General features: G+C 49.1%; 19 protein-coding genes, 1 tRNA gene and 3 pseudogenes. 13 read left to right on the forward strand and 10 right to left on the reverse strand.

Going from position 1 to position 19,045, the window contains the following annotated elements:
- Positions 1-5: 5 nt before the first annotated feature.
- On the reverse strand, positions 6-692 hold the full coding sequence (locus tag MKQ70_RS13610) for a response regulator transcription factor (protein ID WP_248071975.1): 687 nt from the start codon (positions 690-692) through the stop codon (positions 6-8).
- A 127-nt stretch (positions 693-819) separates the two neighbouring features.
- Here MKQ70_RS13610 and MKQ70_RS13615 point away from each other — a divergent pair, with 127 nt between their 5' ends.
- From MKQ70_RS13615 to MKQ70_RS13645, 7 genes and pseudogenes are all read left to right on the forward strand, one after another.
- A complete protein-coding gene (locus tag MKQ70_RS13615; RefSeq protein WP_248071977.1) occupies positions 820-1,674 on the forward strand; it encodes a universal stress protein in 855 nt (284 codons plus the stop codon).
- A 62-nt stretch (positions 1,675-1,736) separates the two neighbouring features.
- Positions 1,737-2,467, forward strand: a pseudogene (locus tag MKQ70_RS13620) (HAD family hydrolase).
- A 2-nt stretch (positions 2,468-2,469) separates the two neighbouring features.
- Positions 2,470-2,661: a hypothetical protein gene (locus MKQ70_RS13625; protein ID WP_248071979.1), complete on the forward strand. Its 192-nt coding sequence runs from the start codon at positions 2,470-2,472 to the stop codon at positions 2,659-2,661.
- 57 nt (positions 2,662-2,718) lie between these two features.
- Positions 2,719-4,036, forward strand: a pseudogene (gene nhaA, locus MKQ70_RS13630) (Na+/H+ antiporter NhaA).
- Positions 4,037-4,040: 4 nt separating this feature from the next.
- Positions 4,041-5,171: a TIGR00341 family protein gene (locus tag MKQ70_RS13635; protein WP_248071981.1), complete on the forward strand. Its 1,131-nt coding sequence runs from the start codon at positions 4,041-4,043 to the stop codon at positions 5,169-5,171.
- A 17-nt stretch (positions 5,172-5,188) separates the two neighbouring features.
- On the forward strand, positions 5,189-5,368 hold the full coding sequence (locus MKQ70_RS13640; RefSeq protein ID WP_248071983.1) for a DUF8492 domain-containing protein: 180 nt from the start codon (positions 5,189-5,191) through the stop codon (positions 5,366-5,368).
- Positions 5,369-5,498: 130 nt separating this feature from the next.
- Complete coding sequence (locus MKQ70_RS13645; RefSeq protein WP_248071985.1) at positions 5,499-6,995, forward strand: serine hydrolase domain-containing protein; 1,497 nt, start codon at positions 5,499-5,501, stop codon at positions 6,993-6,995.
- A gap of 29 nt (positions 6,996-7,024) precedes the next feature.
- On the opposite strand, the gene MKQ70_RS13650 is transcribed toward MKQ70_RS13645, so the two are convergent.
- From MKQ70_RS13650 to MKQ70_RS13670, 6 genes and pseudogenes are all read right to left on the reverse strand, one after another.
- Complete coding sequence (locus MKQ70_RS13650; RefSeq protein ID WP_308199459.1) at positions 7,025-7,405, reverse strand: DUF6691 family protein; 381 nt, start codon at positions 7,403-7,405, stop codon at positions 7,025-7,027.
- Between the two features lie 161 nt (positions 7,406-7,566).
- Positions 7,567-7,728 (reverse strand): annotated as a pseudogene (locus MKQ70_RS41215) (YeeE/YedE family protein); the annotation flags it as partial.
- A 22-nt stretch (positions 7,729-7,750) separates the two neighbouring features.
- Positions 7,751-8,161, reverse strand: coding sequence for a YeeE/YedE family protein (locus MKQ70_RS41220; protein ID WP_308199019.1), 411 nt, complete (start codon positions 8,159-8,161; stop codon positions 7,751-7,753).
- Positions 8,162-8,289: 128 nt separating this feature from the next.
- Positions 8,290-9,633 (reverse strand): MBL fold metallo-hydrolase, encoded by a 1,344-nt coding sequence (locus MKQ70_RS13660; RefSeq protein ID WP_248071989.1) that lies wholly within the window; start codon positions 9,631-9,633, stop codon positions 8,290-8,292.
- 77 nt (positions 9,634-9,710) lie between these two features.
- A complete protein-coding gene (locus MKQ70_RS13665; RefSeq protein WP_248071991.1) occupies positions 9,711-10,013 on the reverse strand; it encodes a Crp/Fnr family transcriptional regulator in 303 nt (100 codons plus the stop codon).
- 163 nt (positions 10,014-10,176) lie between these two features.
- Complete coding sequence (locus MKQ70_RS13670; RefSeq protein WP_248071993.1) at positions 10,177-10,341, reverse strand: hypothetical protein; 165 nt, start codon at positions 10,339-10,341, stop codon at positions 10,177-10,179.
- 167 nt (positions 10,342-10,508) lie between these two features.
- On the opposite strand from MKQ70_RS13670, the gene MKQ70_RS13675 reads away from it, so the two are divergent.
- The 3 genes from MKQ70_RS13675 (at position 10,509) to MKQ70_RS13685 (ending at position 12,277) form a co-directional block, all read left to right on the forward strand.
- Positions 10,509-10,841 carry a TSUP family transporter gene (locus MKQ70_RS13675; RefSeq protein WP_248072004.1) on the forward strand — a complete coding sequence of 111 codons (333 nt, stop codon included), beginning with the start codon at positions 10,509-10,511 and terminating at the stop codon, positions 10,839-10,841.
- A 109-nt stretch (positions 10,842-10,950) separates the two neighbouring features.
- Positions 10,951-11,310 (forward strand): sulfite exporter TauE/SafE family protein, encoded by a 360-nt coding sequence (locus MKQ70_RS13680; protein ID WP_248072005.1) that lies wholly within the window; start codon positions 10,951-10,953, stop codon positions 11,308-11,310.
- Between the two features lie 118 nt (positions 11,311-11,428).
- On the forward strand, positions 11,429-12,277 hold the full coding sequence (locus tag MKQ70_RS13685) for an SDR family oxidoreductase (protein ID WP_248072006.1): 849 nt from the start codon (positions 11,429-11,431) through the stop codon (positions 12,275-12,277).
- Here the strand turns inward: MKQ70_RS13685 and MKQ70_RS13690 are convergent.
- Positions 12,249-13,724, reverse strand: coding sequence for an aminotransferase-like domain-containing protein (locus tag MKQ70_RS13690; protein WP_248072007.1), 1,476 nt, complete (start codon positions 13,722-13,724; stop codon positions 12,249-12,251). The genes MKQ70_RS13685 and MKQ70_RS13690 overlap by 29 nt on opposite strands.
- Positions 13,725-14,197: 473 nt before the next feature.
- Positions 14,198-14,271, reverse strand: a tRNA-Pro gene (locus MKQ70_RS13695).
- A gap of 198 nt (positions 14,272-14,469) precedes the next feature.
- On the opposite strand from MKQ70_RS13695, the gene MKQ70_RS13700 reads away from it, so the two are divergent.
- From MKQ70_RS13700 to MKQ70_RS13710, 3 genes are all read left to right on the forward strand, one after another.
- A complete protein-coding gene (locus MKQ70_RS13700) occupies positions 14,470-16,737 on the forward strand; it encodes a phosphocholine-specific phospholipase C (protein WP_248072008.1) in 2,268 nt (755 codons plus the stop codon).
- Between the two features lie 80 nt (positions 16,738-16,817).
- Positions 16,818-16,982: a phospholipase domain-containing protein gene (locus MKQ70_RS13705; protein WP_248081342.1), complete on the forward strand. Its 165-nt coding sequence runs from the start codon at positions 16,818-16,820 to the stop codon at positions 16,980-16,982.
- Positions 16,983-17,303: 321 nt separating this feature from the next.
- The gene (locus tag MKQ70_RS13710) at positions 17,304-18,020 is read left to right on the forward strand and encodes a lipopolysaccharide kinase InaA family protein (RefSeq protein WP_248072009.1); all 717 of its coding nucleotides are present in this window, start codon (positions 17,304-17,306) and stop codon (positions 18,018-18,020) included.
- 304 nt (positions 18,021-18,324) lie between these two features.
- Here the strand turns inward: MKQ70_RS13710 and MKQ70_RS13715 are convergent, their stop codons facing one another.
- Positions 18,325-19,044 (reverse strand): TVP38/TMEM64 family protein, encoded by a 720-nt coding sequence (locus MKQ70_RS13715; protein ID WP_248072011.1) that lies wholly within the window; start codon positions 19,042-19,044, stop codon positions 18,325-18,327.
- Position 19,045: the final 1 nt, after the last annotated feature.

Genomic DNA, 19,045 nt, shown 5'->3' on the forward strand with positions numbered 1-19,045 from the left:
AGTGGTTAGTCCTTCAACACATATCCCAGGCCTACCTGGGTATGAATCATTTTCTCCTGGAAAGGCTTATCTACTTTATTACGCAGATAATTGATATAAACATCAATAATATTGGTGCTTGTATCAAAGTTGATACTCCATACATTGACTGCAATGTCGGCTCTTGATACCACACGATTTTTATTACGCAGCAGATATTCGAGCAATTGCAGTTCTTTCGCCGTGAGGTAAATATCCCGGCCGTCGCGCTTCACCTCCCGGGTATCCAGGTTCATCACCAGGTCGCCCGCGCGCAACAGATTACCCGAAGCGTTACTGGTGCCGCCGCTACGCCGAAGCAATGCCCGTATCTTCATCAACAGCTCGCGAAACTCAAACGGCTTAGGCAGATAGTCGTCCGCCCCCGCATCGTATCCTTCTATTTTATCGTCCAGGCTATTGAGCGCCGTTAGCATGATAATGGGCGTTTTTTCGTCCGCGCTGCGTACGCGTTTGCAGAAATCATAGCCATTCATGCCAGGAAGGTTAATATCCAGTATCAGCAGGTCGAACCCACCGCCATCGTACAACCTGTAGCCCAGCTTACCGTCGTATGCCACGCCCACCTCGTAACCGTTTTCCCGCAGCCCGAAACTCAACATGTCCGCAATGCGCGCCTCATCTTCTACCAAAAGAATGCGATTTGTGTCCATAGTATCAATATTAACGTAACGCCGCTGCAATGTACGATTAATGCCGGCTTTTGCGGACAAATGAGATTCTAATGTTATTCTAATGTGGCCTTAATGCCGCTCTAAGACGGTTCACGGACATTTGCGGATGGCTGTATCATTTCGCAACATACTGGTACCCGTGGACTTTTCGGTCAACACCGAAACTGCGGTAGCCCGCGCGTTAGCGCTGGCGCCTCCGGAAGGCTGTACGATCCACCTGCTGCATATTCACCGTATTGGTGCGGGGCACTTTTTAGGGAGAATCAGGCAGTTTTTCAAAGGCATATCATGGAAACAAATAAACACTTCCATCCGTCGTGCCGAGCTGAAACTGATTGAACTTAAACATCTTATTGAAAAGCAGGCGGAGAACGTGCAGGTGCAGGTGGAGGTTCTCCACGGGCGACCGGTAGAAGATGTTATCATTCGAAAAGCAATAGACCTGAAGGCCGACCTGGTTGTGTTGGGAAAACAGTCCCAGCACACCGCATTGCCGCAATTGAACACGGTGGTCCCCAGCCACATCGCACAGGCGGCGGGTGTGCCGGTATTAACAGCGAAGCCTGGTGCGCGCAACAATACCTTACAAACGGTGGTAATGCCGGTAAGCAACCGCTTTCCGACGAATAAACTGGCATTGATAGGGGCCCTCCGGCAGGCATGCCAGCTGCAGATTCAACTTGTCATCTTTGCGGACCACGATACAGACAGGCCTTTTCCACGGCAGTCACTGCTGGCTATTTTCAAAATCCTGAAGGGGCAAGCCGGCGGTAAAGTTAATTATGTAGTGCTCCACGGCCCTAATAAGGCGAAGGCCCTGCTTGATTACAGCCGCAGTGTGGAAGCGGATATGGTATTGGTAGACCCCGGGACCGAAACAAGTATTATGGGATGGTCGAACCGCCACTTATCCGATATGTTACCGCCACATTCCAAAACGATGGTGCTGGCCGTTAGATAAGACAACTTCCTGCACCCGATTATTTTAAACTCAGCCCTTATGGGCCTCAACAGTAACTCATGATGCTATTAGCAACCGATTTGGATGGTACTTTTCTGGCAGGAGCCGGAGAACAACGGCAGCGGCTGTATGCAATGCTTCGCAAGCGAGCCGACATTCAGCTGGTGTTCGTTACCGGACGCAGCCTGGCCTCTGTAAAAGCACTGTTGCAAGACCTTGCCATCCCTACACCCTCTTATGTAATTTGTGACGTAGGCGCCACCATTGTGAATGGCTGGAGCCTGCAACCCGTACTGCCGCTACAGGCATTAATCTCCGCAGTATGGCCCGGCGCGGATGTGGTGCGAAATCAATTGCGCGGCGTACCCGGACTGGTTTACCAGGATGTGCCCCAGGAACGCCGTTGCTCCTTTTTCCTTAAAGATGAAAACCTGGTCCCTGTGATTGAAGAACAGCTGGCGGGGCTCTCCTGCGACGTATTATATTCGGCAGGAAAATACCGGATGTATTGCCCGCCGGCGTGAATAAGGGTACCTCCCTATCCCGCCTCGTAGACCTGCTGGGCGCGGATCCGGCCAGTGTACTCGTTGCCGGCGATACGCTGAACGATCTTGCCATGTATGCCTGCGGATTTAAGGGCGTGGTCGTGGGGAACAGCGAAACCGGACTGGTGGCCGCTACCTCACAAACGTCGCAGGTCTATCATGCAGAAAAAGAAGGGGCGGAAGGCATCTTAGAGGCGATGGCATTTTTCGCCCTGCCCGAACGCAAAAGTGAACTCGTTAATTGTTAGTTGTGGAGGATTTAAAAAAGTTACCATTTGTGACATTGGTCGACATGTTGGCTAATCATACCGAACGAGTAATGCACTTACTCAAAGAAGGAATTACAGGCAAAGATTATGACGCCGGAAAAGCGATGATCAAGTTATTAACGGCGGAAATCGAGCGCCGGAACAAAAAAAGAGAAAGGCGGACTAAGCGATAATTGACGCGCGTACTCATTATTTGTCTATATTCCCGTGCAATCACGTAAGCACTACCCATGGCTTTAACACCAATAGAGAAATTATTACGGCCGGTTAATAAATTTATTCACCGGGAGTTTACCGGCGGCATCGTATTGTTCGTGAGTGTGATCGTAGCGATAATTATCGCAAATTCGCCCTGGGCAATTTATTCCCATCATTTCTGGGAAACGACCGTTAGCGTCGACTTTGGAGGCAACGGCCTGCACGAACCGCTGCATGTTTGGATCAACGACGGACTCATGGCGCTGTTCTTCTTTGTAATCGGCCTGGAATTAAAACGCGAATTCATGGCCGGTGAGCTATCCAGCCCAAGGAAAGCGATGCTGCCAATGGTAGCTGCGCTTGGGGGATGCTGGTGCCGGCAGGAATTTACTTGCTGTTTAATGCCGGCAGGATGTCTGCCACGGGCTGGGGCATACCTATGGCGACAGACATTGCTTTTGCGCTCGCGTTGCTTTCCCTGGCAGGGCGTCATATTCCCGCATCCATCAAGGTTTTTTGGCCGCACTGGCGGTTGCCGACGACCTGGGTGCTGTACTCGTAATTGCCTTCTTTTACACCTCGCATATTGCAGTAGCTCCATTGATGATCGGCGCGTTGCTACTACTGGTATTACTTGCAGGAAACCTCTCAGGTATCCGGCATGTATTATTCTACCTGTTACTGGGCATCGCCGTATGGGTGTGCTTCCTGTTCTCAGGGGTGCATGCTACCATCGCCGGAGTGCTGGTTGCTTTCACAATACCTGCCCGGACAAAGATCAATGAAGAAGAATACGCTACTTCGGTAAAATCCAACATCGGCCATTTTGAGCAGGCCATACCACACTTTGGTGCGCTGATTAGCCCGGAGCAACTGCATCATATAGAGCGTATCAAACAATTGAGTCTGGACGCTGAGACACCACTGCAAAAAATCGAGCACTCGCTACACCCCTGGGTAGCGTTTCTGATCATGCCGCTATTTGCACTTGCCAATGCCGGCATGCAAATAGATGCAGGCTTTTTCTCCGAAATATTGAACCCTGTCAGCGCTGGCATATTCGTAGGCCTGGTGGCAGGAAAATTCATAGGGGTACTTTTATTCACCTGGTTGATGATCAGGAGCGGAATAGCCACCATGCCCCTTGGGGGCAACTGGCGACACATCGTTGGCGTGGCATTGCTGGCGGGTGTGGGCTTTACGATGTCGTTATTCGTAACCGGCCTTGCCTTCCACTCACCGGCGCTGATAGACGAAGCCAAATATGGCATCCTGCTTGCTTCTATCGTAGCCGGCACTGCAGGCATCCCGGTACTACGAACCGGACGTACCGCCACGGTGTTATCTTAATGTTATGAAAGAAAAGCAACAAAACCGCGTGTGGCGCATGCTTCGCTTTATTGTGAGCCGCCGTTTCAACCTGCACCTAGACAAAGCAGATGAACAATCAATCATAAAGGACATCACATGGAACACCGAATTTAAGGGCGCCAACCTGTGGACGCTGATATTCGCGATTTTTATCGCTTCCATCGGACTAAATGTGAATTCAACCGCCGTTATTATCGGCGCGATGCTTATTTCTCCCCTTATGGGCCCTATCATGGGCGTTGGGCTCGGGATTGGCATCAATGATTTCGCACTGGTTAAAAAGGGCTTTCGGAACTTATTCTTCGCCACGATTACCAGCGTAGCTACTTCTACCCTGTACTTCATGGTCACGCCCCTCCATGAGGCGCAAAGCGAATTGCTTGCACGCACAACGCCGACCGTATGGGACGTATTCATTGCTTTTCTTGGTGGACTTGCCGGCATTGTAGCGGCTACAAGGAAGGAGAAAAATAACGTCATCCCCGGTGTGGCCATTGCGACCGCTCTTATGCCGCCATTATGCACAGCGGGTTATGGAATCGCTTCCGGCAATATCTATTACCTGTTAGGCGCCTTCTACCTGTATTTTATTAACAGCGTGTTTATCTGTTTCAGCACCATCCTGATGGTCAGGTTTCTGCGCTTCAGGAAAAAATACTTTGAAGATAAAGGCTATGAAAAGAAAGTATCACGATACATATTCATAATCATTACGATTACACTGTTACCCAGCATCTACATGGCATACAGGATCGTCAACAAAAGCATTTTTGTTAACAACGCGCAGCGGTTCGTGAAAGAACAATTCCAGTTCCGCAATACGCAGGTGGTAAGTAAAAACTTCCTGTTTAACGGCCGTGAGGGCAATATTGAATTGCTTTTAATCGGGCACGAAATCCCCAACCATGTAATCGACTCTATCCGGAACGAAATGCCAAATTATAACCTGGGCCATTCGCAACTCATCGTCCGGCAGGGATTAAATGCCAAACAGGAAGTGGACCTGATGCAAATTAAGGCCAGCATCCGGAAGATGTGTTCAGCAGGGATTCCCTTGCTAACATGGCTGACAGTGATACGGTACGCCAGTTACCGGATTTGCGTCTTGAATTAAAGGCATTATTCCCCGAAATGGCCTCCTATTCGATCGCCCCGGTTCAGGTACGTACAATCGACAGCATTCGCATCGACAGTATTACAATGGTCGTGGCCGATTTCAGAAGGCGACCATCTGTGGCAGACAGGCGCCGGCTGCAGGATTGGTTGAAGCAGCGGCTGAAAGTCGATACGGTAAGCCTCGTCGTTCCTTAATATCTCACGTAGTGTCGTTATGCCGCCGCTGCCCTATTCGAGTTAATGGCAATGCACGGTCAACTTATCAAAACATAAATCTAGGAATTTTTTCGTACCTTTGTTTCATCACGTCAAAACGCCACGTCAGATGAAACTATTTGCATCCATTTTAACCGCTTGTGTATTCAGCACTCCGCTTCTTGCACAGCTTCCAGAAACCCGCATAGACAGCACCCTGCAAGCCCTTTACAAGCAACATGAAATAGCCGGTAACGTGCTGATCGCCGAAAAGGGAAAGACAGTGTATACCCGTTCGTTAGGCTACGCCGACCGCGCCAGGGGCATTGTTCCAGATGCGCAAACATCCTTCCAGCTGGCTTCCCTGTCCAAAACATTTACCGCTATCGCCATTCTTCAACTTAAAGAGAAAGGCAAATTACAGTTGGATGAACCTGCAAAAAAATACCTTCCCGCATTTAAATATGAAGGCATCACCATCCGGCAACTGTTAAGTCATACCTCGGGGCTAAACGACCTGCAGATGTTCGAAGCACCCTACATGGCCGATACCTCCGGGGTGTTTACGATTGCTGACCTGGTGCCGGTTATCAACACGGCGGAAAACAGCATTGTGTTTGCTCCCGGGGAAAAATGGAAGTATTCTAATAGCGGTTTCGGGCTTCTGGCGTTAATCGTAGAAAAAGTAAGCGGGATGCCGTTTCAAAACTATCTGGCCAAAAACATTTTTAGACCTGCCGGAATGATGCACAGTTATGTAAACACGCCGCTGATCGCCGTGAACGATGCACACCGCGCTAAAGTGTATGATTACCTGAATTATGCACCATGGATATGGCAAAAAGCAGACTCCCTGCCACAAAACCGTGTAGAATACCATAACTTGATGGGACTGATGGGACATAGCAACATCATCAGCACGACCGGCGACCTATTGTTGTACGACCGTGCTCTTTACAGTCATAAACTGCTGAAACAAGCCACCCTGCAGGAAGCCTTCCAACCCGCACGCCTCAATAATGGTCAGCTGGCACAAACCGGCTGGGCAAATAATGAATGCTATTACGGCCTGGGCTGGTGCATATTAAAAGATAGCAGTCAGGGTAAAGTGGTGTTTCATGCTGGCGGGATGGCCGGCGCCGTGACCATCATGCTGCGCAATATCACTAAAGACCAAACGGTGATCATGCTTAATAATGTGACCCACCGTGGCACACACGAAGTTGGCGTTAACCTGTTGCGACTATTAAATGGCAGGGAGCCTGCTCAAAGTAAAAAGTCGCTGGCTACACTGTTTGCACGTACAATGATCACTAAAAATCCTGATGCGGCACTGGCGCAATTCAACACACACAAGACCGATACTGCGCACTATTATTTGAATGAAAGAGAGATGAACATACTCGGGCTCCAAATGTTCTACAACGGGTATGCCGTGGAGGGTATGGAAGTACTGCGCCTGAATACCCTGTTGTTTCCCGGCAGTGCTAACGTGTATGACAGTTATGCGGGGGCGTTAAAAAGTAGTGGAAAGGTGGAAGAGGCCCGGATGACGTGCCTTAAGACGTTAGCGTTAGCCCCGGGGCATGCCGGGGCGAAAAAGATGCTGATGGAACTGGATCAGTAGCGGAAAACGGTCGAAGTCATAGCGTCCCATCAATGAGGCAGCTTTTCCCTGAAATACCCATACGTCCAAGTGCCTGCGATGGCGCTCAGTAATACAACTGCTACTACCAGCGCGCCAGTACCGATTTGTGCAAACAGCGGGCCTGGACAAGCACCCGTGAGCGCCCAGCCAAGACCGAAGATCAGTCCGCCATAGATCTGCCCTTTATTAAACTTCTTGGGATGAAACGCGATCTTTTCGCCATGAATGGTCCTGATGTTGAATTTCTTGATCAGCCATACCGAGATGATGCCTACCACCACGGCCGTACCGATCACGCCATACATGTGAAAACTTTGCAGCCGGAACATTTCCTGTATGCGGTACCAGCTGATGATCTCCGCTTTTATGAATACGACGCCAAAAAGCAGCCCGACAGCCGGTACTTGAAATTATACCACCATGGATGTTGCCTTTGCGATTCGTTGATGCAGATCGTATCAAGAGAACGGACTTCAAAATCAGTATTTGCCGGTTGCGTTTTTACAAATGGTGTGGCTGTTTCCATAATTATCTACGAGTTAAAGGAAAATTACAAATGAAGAATAAAAGGCAGTAACAGGTTGGCCATGATGAATCCGCCCACCATAAACATGACGGTAGCCACCAGGGAAGGCCATTGCAAATCGCTCAATCCCATGATGGCATGGCCCGAAGTACAGCCTCCGGCATAGCGGGTGCCGAAACCAACGAGGAAACCGCCCCCACCAACATGATCAGCCCGCGCAAGGTAAACAGGCTATCCCGGAGAAAAGCTCTTTAGGGAGTAAACTGCTGCGATCTGTAATGCCGTATCGTGCCAGCTCCTGCGCCAGCGCGGGGTTTACCGCCACCGGGTTTGGGTTGGGGATCAATAGCACGGTTAATAAGGCGCCGGCCAAAATGCCCCCCACAAAAAAGAAGTTCCATATCTCTTTTTTCCAGTCATACTGGAAAAACTTTATTCCCGCCGGGAAACAGGCTGCGCAGGCATGCCGCAGATTGGCAGAAATGCCAAAGTGCTTGTTGCCAAGGATCAGCAAAGCTGGCACAATTAGTCCGATCAGCCCCCTGCGACATACCAGGGCCAGGGTTGTTGTAATACCTGAAGCATTCAATACATTTTTAGTTTGCAAACTTATTATCACTGGCAGCGTTTAACAGTGACTTTGGTCACTTAGTTTCAGTGATATGGGAGATCTTCCCGCTGCTACCTATTGCGAGTTCACTACCGGATTTCCTTCCTGTATCCATTTATTCATGCCTGCTGAGAAATTTAATACGTTTTTATATCCTTTTGAGCAAGCAACGAATAACCTATTGCGGCCCTATCGCCTCCCTGGCAGTGAATAACCACCTTTTTATCCCTGCTGATCCTGTCGATATTTTGAGGAAGGTAGCCTACAAATACATGGTCTGCTCCCTTTATATGGCCGGCCTGGTATTCCGTAGCGCCACGCAGGTCTACCACCTGTATGCCATTGTTGTAATAAAGATCCTTAAACTCCTCCAGGGAGATCACCGGCTCCTGGTCCAGCTGACCGCCGGCTGCCGTCCAGGCTTCCACGGACGGGATATATCCGTAGATGTTATCCAGTCCTATGCGCATGAGTTTCCGCGTGAGGTCATCCAGGTGAGCGGGATCTGCTACCAGGATAAAAGGCGTGTCGTAGTCAAGGAACCAACCGGCCCAGGTATTGAAGGAATTGTTACCCTGTATATTAATGCTGCCGGGAATGTACCCTTTCGCAAAAGCCGCCTTATCACGGGTATCGATGAGCTTGTATCCTTTTGCCTGCGCGGCCTTCAACTCCTCTATGGTCAACTTTTTAACAGCAGGCACTTCGGTAAGCAGCGGCCTGTTCACCTTATTCAGCCTTTTCATCATCGCAAAATACTTTGGCGGTTCCGGCTGATCAGCCAACAAGTATTGTACAAAACCGGCTTCATCCTGCTGGAAGCGGAATGCCCAGTTCCTCAACATTTCATAACCGGTAGTGGTAGATGGTACCGCACCGAGAGCTTTTCCGCAAGCAGATCCTGCGCCATGTCCCGGCCATACCTGTACATGCGGTGGCAAGGCACTGAATTTTTTAAGCGAAGTATACATATGATGGGCGCCTGCTTCCTGTGTACCTTTCAGACCGGCAGCCTTTTCCAAAAGGTCCGGCCGGCCGATATCTCCAACGAACACAAAGTCGCCGGTAAACAGCATCACAGGCTCATCACTGGCTGGCTTGTCCCTTAATAAAAAGCTGATGCTTTCCGGGGTATGACCAGGAGTGTGCAACACTTCAAATTCCAGGTTGCCCAGTTTGATGATACTGCCATCTTTCAGTCCCACATGGTTAAATTCATATTGCCAGTCCGGGCCGCCTTCATCGGAGAGATACATAGCGGCGCCGGTAAGGGCTGCCAGTTCGCGAGAACCTGCCAGGAAGTCGGCATGGATATGGGTTTCCAGAATATGGGTAATTTTCATTTTCTGCTCCTGTGCGATTTGCAGGTAAGTATCCACATCTCTTTTAGCATCGATAACGGCAGCGACGCCTGCCTTTTGACAACCAATAAAATAACTGCCCTGTGCCAGGCTCTTATCATAAATGTGCTGAAAATACATAGTGCTTTGTTTTTCTGTTTCCACAAAGTTGAAAGCTATCTCGTTCCCTATCGGTGACGCATGTCACACAGCCGATCTTATGACTTGATCCATTCGAAGGAGTTGCGGTGTATGATCACCCATCCGTTCTTCTCCATCTTTTTCATCAACCGGCTGATCACTTCGCGGGATGAGTTGAGGTCGGAGGCGATCTCCTGGTGGGTTAGCCTGATATGCCGCCCCATTCTTTTTACCTGTCCTTCGATATACGATTCCAGGCGTTGATCCATATTCCTGAAGGCTATATCATTGATCGTATAAAGCAGTTCTTCATACCGCGCTCTCCAGCCTTTGATGATGAAGTGCTGCCAGCCTTTGTATTTCCCGAGCCATTCATCCATGTATTGAAAGGGAATGGCGAGTGCAGTGACGTTTGTAAGCGTCTTCGCCAGTACTGGCTATTTTCCTGGCGGTATGCACATAACATGGAAACCGAACATGCTTCCCCGGGTTCAATGTCGTACATAAAGAACTCATTGCCCTCTTCATCTTCCTGGTAAATCTTTACGACCCCTCCAGTATCAACATGGCAGACCGGATGGATTGGCCTTTACGTAACATGACGGTTCCGGCAGGCAACTGGCGTATTTCTCCATGCTGCTCCATTTCTTCGTACAATTCCTCCTCAAGTCCCGGAAATAAATGGCGGATTGAATATTGTTCTCCCATATCATTAAATTACAAATTAAAAACGGTCAACAGAAAGATACCGCTCCCCTGGCATTTTTAGGTGACAACGGTCACATATAAATTTTTATGAAGGAATAAAGCGTTTGCGTGACTAAAATCACCGTCCGTGGAAACCGGGTATAGCACCTTTACCCGAAATAACCATCATGCATTTACTCGGGTACATTGCTTCATTATTGATCGGCATATCGCTGGGACTGATCGGCGGAGGAGGTTCGATATTGACCATGCCGGTCATGGTTTACCTGTTCGGCGTATCTCCTGTAACGGCCACTTCCTATTCCTTGTTTGTGGTCGGCTCTACCAGCCTGGTAGGCGCAGCCCAGCAATATAAACAGGGAACGGTCAACATCCGTATGGCGCTGCTATTCGCCGCAACCTCCGTGGCTGCCGTTTTCTCACCCGCAAGTGGCTGGTACCAGCCATCCCCGAGCATATCGGCAGCATATATGGGTTTTCCATTACAGAAAGCTGGCTGACAATGGTGTTGTTTGCCAGCCTGATGTTGGTGTCCGCTATTTTTATGATGCGCAACAACAATGCTCCGGGCGCCACTGTAACGGCGGAAAAAAGATAAATATCGGTAAGTTGATCTTCTACGGCACAGGTATCGGGCTGGTAACAGGCTTGCTGGGCGCCGGCGGAGGTTTCCTGCTCATTCCCGCATTGGTACTACTGCTTCACCTGCCTATGAAAGAGGCGGTAGGCACCTCCCTGCTTATCATCGCCCTGAACTCATTGATAGGGTTTACAGGCAACCTGCACGACAAGGGAATGGATTGGCAGTTACTGCTGACTGTAACAGCATTGGCCGTTGCAGGAATCCTGTTGGGCAGCTACCTGAATAAGAAAATACCTGCCGGCAAACTGAAAAAGGCCTTTGGATGGTTTGTGCTGGTTATGGGCATTTATATCCTGGTGAGGGAAATCGCGGGCATGCCCGACTAGGTGTCTGGACTGCCATGAAAATGATTGCTGGATGGTCATGCGATTTTAATTAATCCATTACTTTGTCGAGAATTAAATCCTGTTAGGACTATCTCAGTATTTTAAAAGTATTTCAATCATGAAAGTTTTAGTAATCGGAGGAACCGGCCTCATTGGAAAAGATGTATGTGTAAAATTGCAAAATGCTGGTCACGAGGTAATTGTAGGATCACCAAGCCGGGGTGTTGATATCCTGACCGGCGAAGGCCTGGAAGAAGCGCTGGCGGGAACAGCCGTTGTGATAGATCTGTCCAATTCCCAATCTCCGGATGGAGAAACCGCTTTACACTTTTTCGGTACTGCGGGCAAAAACCTGGTAGCAGCGGAGAAAATTGCAAACGTTAAACATCATCTTATACTTTCTATTGTTGGCGTTCCCCTTGCTCAGCATATAGGTTATTTACAGGCTAAGAAGCTGCAGGAAGACACTATCGCAACATCCGGCATTCCTTATACCATCATTCGTTCGACGCAATTCCATGAACATATTTCGACGATAATCGACGTTCAGAGTGAAGGCAAAGCGGTACACGTTTCGACAGTCGATTACCAACCGATCGCCGTTGCAGATGTTGTAAGCTATGTTGTTAAATTTGCCCTGGAAGAACCGAAAAATGGGATTGTTGAGATAGCCGGTCCCGATCGTGGCCGGATGAACGAATTTGTAAAAAGTTACCTCGACGAAAAGCCTGAAGAAAAAGTAGTAGTAGCCAACGATGACAATAAATATATGTTCTTCGAGATACCAAGAGGTTTGCTGGTGCCTGCAGGAGATTTTCACCCGGGGAAATCAGGTTTGATGACTGGAAAAAGTCCTCATAAACCCGATGACTGTGGCCAGTATAGGGCAACGGGATCAATTTCGCCCTGCTGCCCTATACCTTGCCCCGCGGCCAGACTCACCTGCACTCCTTCAGCGCCCCGATAAATTTTTGCATTTCTGCTGTATTCAGGGAAGCGAATCCGAGCCTTATCCCATTGACGTTTTCGTTGTATCGGTATAGGCTGCCTTCGTTCATGAAAATACCCTTTTCTGCTAACCGACTGGCAAGATCAGGAATTGAATACGCCGGGGGAAACGTGGCCCAAACAGCCATGCCGCCAGCCGGCGTGTTAAAATGAATGAGGTCCCCCACGGAGGAATTAAGCATGTCGCAGAAAATATCCCGCCGTTCTTTATACAACTTCACCGATCTCCGTAAATGTCTCTGCATTTCACCGGTGTTAAAAAAATGCGCGACAGCTTCCTCAAACAACACGTCACCGCGGATTTCCACCATCTGTTTGAACATGGAAGCCTGCCGTATGAAATCATCCCCTGCAACCAGGTACCCCAACCTGACCGTAGGTGCTAATGTCTTCGAGATAGAACCAATATAAATTACATAACCGCCATGGTCTGCGCTGGCTAAAGGTAGTATTGGAGCATTTTCATAATGAAAATCATAATCATAATCGTCCTCAATAACCGGAAGACGGTACGTTCGAATAATATCCAAAAGTTTAATTCTTCTTTCTTTACTGAGGGTGACGGTTGTGGGGTGATGATGGTGAGGAATAATGTATAACAGATCAGGGGGCGACTTTTTGCAGAGGCGCTCAATTTCGTCGACATCAATTCCATTCTCATCCACTTTTACCTTGATCAGTTTCGCACCCATCTGTTCAAAAAGCCTATCGGCAAGAATGTAATTTAAATCACCGACGACGACCGTACTCCCGGGACGCAGGATCAAGCTTGCCGCTATAAAGATCGCCAGCTGGGCCCCATGGGTAACGAGCACATGACTGGGGTCGAGATGGAGTGCCCTCGTTTTAGCAAGAAAATGAGATAATTCGGTTCTCAAAGCCATACTTCCGGCGGCACTATCGTTCAAAAGCCTGCCATGGAGGTAAACTCTTTTAGACAAGAACCGGTAACGGTCATAAATCGAGTCCAATGGCGCCAGCCTCACATCGGGATAGCCGTCATTCATCATCAATTGGTGAGCACTCAATGTTCTTTTGGAAACCCGCCAGGAAGCGACTTTCTTATAGAAACTATTATATTCCTCGCCACCGGGCCTTTTGACTGCCGGGGCCTCGAAGGGCTTTGGACGTACCACCGGGAGCTGTTGGGCAACAAAATTCCCCTTTCGTTCTATAACTTCTATCCATCCTTCAACCTGGAGCTCTTCATAGGCAGACACCACCGTTGTGCGGTTAATTTTCAACAGTGATGCCATGTCGCGGCTGGCAGGCAATTGATATCCCGGTTTTAATTTCTCATTTACTATTAGCAGGACAATGCCTTCCGCTACCTGCTTAAAAACGGGAACAGCGGATTGCCTGTTAATTTCAATCAAATTACTGTATGGTAATAACTGTACTCCCATGGTGAATAAGGATATAATCGACACTAGGTTTAAAGGTATAATTTTACGACTTTTTGCTACGCGGAGGTGAACTTGAGAGGGGGAACATATCAATACGGGCAATAGTTTTGAAACGATAAAGGGACAACAGTATACCATTAAGGAATTTTCGGGAGATGATAAGCTGAAAACCATCACTGTCCAAATCATCCGTGGCCAGGACGACAACGGGAACGATATCATCGACGTTTATCATGGCGATTTTGTGGATGCGGGGAGTCCGAACAGGCAGCGAATTATTTATACGGATAAATACGGGCGTCAAATGGTCGTATCTGTGGCGACGCAGTAGTTTTATTTGACAACCAAAATGCTACCGGTTTTATACCCAAAAAAGTGTTTAGAGCATTCTTGCGTGCTGCGGCGTGTCGGATTCTTGGATAACAGCAAAGAAAAAGCCTTAAAACCTTTTACTGTAAAGGTTTTAAGGCTTGTCGGGATGACTGGATTCGAACCAGCGGCCTCTTCGTCCCGAACGAAGCGCGCTACCGGGCTGCGCTACATCCCGTACGGGGTTGCAAATGTAGCAAACCAACCGATAATTCAAAAATATTTCTGCACCATATTATGTAATTGTCAACTCCACCCCTACGCAACCGTTGACCACCGTCTGAAAACCGTCCATCAAATCGCTCCCAAACCACCGTAACTACTAATTACGCAAAGCCGTACATTGCCTCCCTATAATCCAAGAAAAACACGTCATATGAGTGATTCCAGAAGGGAATTCCTGAAAAAATCCATGCTCCTATCCGGCGCAGCCGGGCTTTCTTCCGTGCTGCCTGCATCCATCCAACGGGCCTTTGCCATTGATCCGGCACCCGGCAGTACATTTCTCGATGCAGAACATGTGGTGATCCTCATGCAGGAAAACCGCTCGTTTGACCACTGCTTCGGCACACTGCAAGGGGTTCGCGGTTTTAATGATCCGCGCGCGATCAGCCTGCCCGACAAAAAGCCGGTATGGCTCCAAACTAACGAAAAGGGCGAAACCTACGCACCTTTCCGGCTGGATATGATGGACACTAAAATCACCTGGATGGGCTCCCTGCCCCACTCCCGCGCCAGCCAGGTAGATGCTTACAACGAGGGCAAGTACGACAATTGGCTCATCGCAAAGCGGCCGGGCAATAAAATGTACGCGTCCATGCCGTTGACGCTGGGCTATTACACGCGCGAAGACCTGCCCTTCAACTACGCGATGGCAGACGCTTTCACCGTGTGCGACCAGAACTTCTGCTCGGCTATGACCAGCACCACGCCCAACCGCTCGTTCTTCTGGACAGGCAAAATCACGCATCAGTGGGACGGTATCGAAAAAGCGCATATCCGTAACGACGACTTCAGTTATGCCAAACTCGACTGGGGCACCTTCCCGGAGCAGCTGGAGAAAAACGGGATCGACTGGAAATTTTATCAGAACGAGATCAGCTGCGGTGGCGGATGGAAAGGCGAAGAGCGGGCATGGCTGGCCAACTTTGGTTGTAACCTGCTGGAGTTCTTCGCGCCCTACCATGTAAAATTCAGCGAACGATATATTGCGAGCCTGCAGGCGCAGGTGGATACGCTGCCCGACGAGATCAATAAACTGCAGGAAGAAAGCCCTTCTTCGGAAGATGCCGCCGCCAAAAATAAAACAGCCGTAGCGAAGAAACAGGCGGCGCTGGACAATGCCCGCGCCGAACTGGCCAAGTGGAACAAGGATGCCTACGGCAAACTTACCGAGGCACAGAAAAAACTGAATGAACGAGCGTTTGTGGTGAACTCCGGCGACGCTGGTTACCGCTCGGTAACTACCATGAAATACAAAGACGGCGGCAAGGCGCGCGAAGTAACCGTACCTTCCGGCGACATCCTGCACCAGTTCCGCAAAGACGTAAACGAAGGCAAACTGCCCACCGTATCCTGGCTGGCAGGCCCGCAAAACTTCTCCGATCACCCGAGCGCCCCCTGGTACGGCGCATACTACGTATCGGAAGTACTCGATATCCTCACTAAAAATCCGGAGGTATGGAAAAAAACGATCTTCATTGTTACCTATGATGAAAATGACGGCTACTACGACCACGTACCGCCGTTCTCTATCCCGGATAACAACAAACCCGGTACCGGTAAAGTATCCGCAGGTATCGATACCGAAGTGGAACACGTGCGCCTGGCGAATGAACTGAAACAAGGCGTACCAGAGAAGCAGGCCCGCGAGGCCCCTATTGGCCTGGGCTTCCGGGTGCCAATGTTGATCGCTTCCCCCTGGAGCCGCGGTGGCAAAGTGTGCTCGCAGGTGTTTGAGCATACCTCTACCCTCCAGTTCCTGGAAACATTTGTCAATAAGAAATACGATAAGAACATCCATTGCGATAATATCAGCGCGTGGAGAAGGGCTATCAGCGGCGACCTGACCGCGGCCTTCAGTCCGTTCGACGGTAGCAGCCCCAAACCACTGCCGTTCCTGGACCGTGATAAATTTGTGCAGGACATTTACAACGCGAAGTTCAAGGCCGAGCCGGCCGGCTTCAGCGCGTTGGGAGATGACGAGATCCAGGCGGCGATTAAAGATCCCTCTGCGATCAAAGCGCGGCAGGAAAAAGGCACGCGCCCATCTGCCGCCCTGCCCTACGAACTGTATGCCAATGGTCAGTGGAATAAAGAGCAGCAGGCGTTTACCATCAACATGGCTGCCGGCATGCAACTGTTCGGCGAAAAGGCTGTAGGGGCGCCGCTCACTGTGTATGCGCCGCAAAGTTTTACTGATGAAGATGGCCGCACCGATGTTTGCCGCAACTGGTCGTTTGCCGTTAAAAAGGGCGACACACTCGACTACAGCTGGCCGGTGAAAGGATTCGAGCATGGTAAATATCATCTGCGCCTGCATGGCCCCAATGGCTTTTTCCGCGAGTTTAAGGGTACCGCCAAAGATCCTGTGCTCGACCTGCGCTGCGAGTATCCGCCGGATGTAAAAAGGTCGCAGGCGTAAGCCTGAAGCTGCATGCTGGCGAGGCGCTAACGATTACTGTTAACGATAATGCATACGGACAAAAAGAGTTATCCCGCAACCTGGCGAAAGGAGTAACAGAAACGGTGAACCTGCCTTTGTCTAAAAGTTCCGGCTGGTACGACTTCACCGTTCGTATCAAAGGCGCCCAAACTTTCGAGCAACGTTTTGCCGGGCACGTGGAAAATGGGCTGGAATCCCGGACCGATCCGCAAATGAGCGCATAACATATGATCGACATAAAAAAGAAGCGGCCTGCAGGAAACGGTCGCTTCTTTTTTTTTTTTGCCTAATTCAGATTTTCTACAGATTTTTGTACGATAATACCTGCGAACACACATTTAGCTAGCCTGCAATTGATCTACACTCCTGTATTTTAACCTACTTCTGTTGTCATAATGTTTAACAAATTGCTCTTCCGCAAGGAGAAGCGATGGATATTTTTTAACGGAGGTAATAGCAAGGCAATGAGTATACATATAGAAATAGCGCCTAAGTATGAGTTTTTGAGAAGTTATGTTGAGGACATACCGGTTAAGTTTAATTCGATGGGAGCTGTTGTGCATAAAGCGCGTAACGTGATTCGTGTAGACATTGCACGGAACACGAAACTCGTGATTAAGTCGTACCGACAGATTTACCTGTTTAACCAGTTTGTGTACGCCAATGTGTTGCCCTCCAAAGCAAAACGAGCCTTTCATTACGCGGGAAAGTTGATCAGCAAAGGGTTTCGCACACCCGAACCCGTGGCCTACATTGAGTGTGTAGACAATGGACGGATGACGGACAGTTATTTTATTTGCACATACACCGATTATCAGCCTTTAAAAACAATACTGGAACTGCCACAGGATGAGGCCCGAAGGGTAATCGACCAATTTGCGACCTATACCGCATCATTACATCAGCAGCATATTTATCATAAAGATTTTTCTATCGGCAATATTCTTTTCAAGTATAACGGGCATGAATATACTTTTTCACTGGTGGATAATAACCGGATGAACTTCCGGCAGGGCTCCTTTGCCGACCGTATGAAAAACCTCCGGCGCCTGGACCTCCCGCTGCCTATGCTCGCCTACTACGGCCAGCAGTATGCAAAAGCGACGGGCGAAAATGAACTGTTCACGCTCACCGCCATGCTGAATTACCGCAAAAAACGCATGTTGTTCCGTTACTGGAAAGGCCAGCTGAAACACTTCTTGCTTCGGTTTCTAACCATCCATCGACCTGTTTTGAGATTAGAACAAAAAAAAGCAGGATGAATATCCTGCTAATGAACGCGTCAATTAAATAAGGGACCGTATCCCTGAATTACACCTAGTAAAAAGAGGTAAGGTAAAGGATATACGAAACATGATAGTCCGCACAAAGCGTACGGATATTACGTTTGGGTCATAGTAAAGGGAAAATAAAAAGTAAGATTATGTTCCTATAAAGAGGGTCTACATTACTATATACAGTTCGGGTTCGGTTTATCTTTATTGAGGAAATACTCTTAAGTCATTCAGATAACGACAAAGATATGGTGAGGAGACCATATCATCCCGAAAAAAAATATTCACATTCTTACTGTCCGCTTTGCTTCTGCTTTATGTGCTTGTTTCTGATAATAATGTAAATGATGAGCGCCACTACCGAAAATCCTGCGATCCACAACAGCGCCCGCTCAATACGACCACCATTCCCGAAGATGGCCAGCAACACGACCAGTGGCGTAATACCGGCCATAGTGGCCAGGATAAATCTTTTGTAACGCATCCGCAGAAAACCGGCGACGATACCGAGGGCATCATTGGAGATAGACGCCAGACGGGTGATGATAATAGCGGGTACCCCATAAAGCTTTAAATACTTCGCAATGGTATCCTGCGCCTTGGGACTGATTAACTTCCGCACCACGCCCGGCCCGAGATAGCGGCCAATGGCATAACCGAAAGACGAAGAGGCAAATACACCGGTCAGTGAAATGACCGACCCCCAGATTGGTCCGTACGCGGTGATAGCGATAATCATGACCAGGATGTTAGGGATCACGATCAGGAACATTTGCACCACCATCACCAGTACCAGCACTATAGGTCCGGCCATGCCAAATTCGGCCACCCAGTCGCGGATAAGGTCTTTATCTTTACTGGTGAGAATTTCCACCGCTTCGTTTACCCATTCCTTAAAGGAAGGAATGAGAAAATAAATGCCGGCCAGTGTCGCCAGTACGCCCACCGCAATAAAAAAGGGCAGTTTACTTTCCCGGGCCTCTACGTGGGTAACAACAGGTTGCTTGGTCATA

The sequence above is a fragment of the Chitinophaga sedimenti genome (assembly GCF_023156195.1).
Lineage (GTDB): Bacteria > Bacteroidota > Bacteroidia > Chitinophagales > Chitinophagaceae > Chitinophaga > Chitinophaga sedimenti.

Excerpts from the sequence above, each read along its gene's own strand:
- MKQ70_RS13610 (WP_248071975.1), bottom strand. The coding sequence starts at position 692 with ATGGACACAAATCGCATTCTTTTGGTAGAAGATGAGGCGCGCATTGCG.
- MKQ70_RS13615 (WP_248071977.1), top strand. The coding sequence starts at position 820 with ATGGCTGTATCATTTCGCAACATACTGGTACCCGTGGACTTTTCGGTC.
- MKQ70_RS13635 (WP_248071981.1), top strand. The coding sequence starts at position 4,041 with ATGAAAGAAAAGCAACAAAACCGCGTGTGGCGCATGCTTCGCTTTATT.
- MKQ70_RS13640 (WP_248071983.1), top strand. The coding sequence starts at position 5,189 with ATGGCCTCCTATTCGATCGCCCCGGTTCAGGTACGTACAATCGACAGC.
- MKQ70_RS13645 (WP_248071985.1), top strand. The coding sequence starts at position 5,499 with ATGAAACTATTTGCATCCATTTTAACCGCTTGTGTATTCAGCACTCCG.
- MKQ70_RS13660 (WP_248071989.1), bottom strand. The coding sequence starts at position 9,633 with ATGTATTTTCAGCACATTTATGATAAGAGCCTGGCACAGGGCAGTTAT.
- MKQ70_RS13665 (WP_248071991.1), bottom strand. The coding sequence starts at position 10,013 with ATGGATGAATGGCTCGGGAAATACAAAGGCTGGCAGCACTTCATCATC.
- MKQ70_RS13670 (WP_248071993.1), bottom strand. The coding sequence starts at position 10,341 with ATGGGAGAACAATATTCAATCCGCCATTTATTTCCGGGACTTGAGGAG.
- MKQ70_RS13675 (WP_248072004.1), top strand. The coding sequence starts at position 10,509 with ATGCATTTACTCGGGTACATTGCTTCATTATTGATCGGCATATCGCTG.
- MKQ70_RS13685 (WP_248072006.1), top strand. The coding sequence starts at position 11,429 with ATGAAAGTTTTAGTAATCGGAGGAACCGGCCTCATTGGAAAAGATGTA.
- MKQ70_RS13690 (WP_248072007.1), bottom strand. The coding sequence starts at position 13,724 with ATGGGAGTACAGTTATTACCATACAGTAATTTGATTGAAATTAACAGG.
- MKQ70_RS13700 (WP_248072008.1), top strand. The coding sequence starts at position 14,470 with ATGAGTGATTCCAGAAGGGAATTCCTGAAAAAATCCATGCTCCTATCC.
- MKQ70_RS13710 (WP_248072009.1), top strand. The coding sequence starts at position 17,304 with ATGGGAGCTGTTGTGCATAAAGCGCGTAACGTGATTCGTGTAGACATT.
- MKQ70_RS13715 (WP_248072011.1), bottom strand. The coding sequence starts at position 19,044 with ATGACCAAGCAACCTGTTGTTACCCACGTAGAGGCCCGGGAAAGTAAA.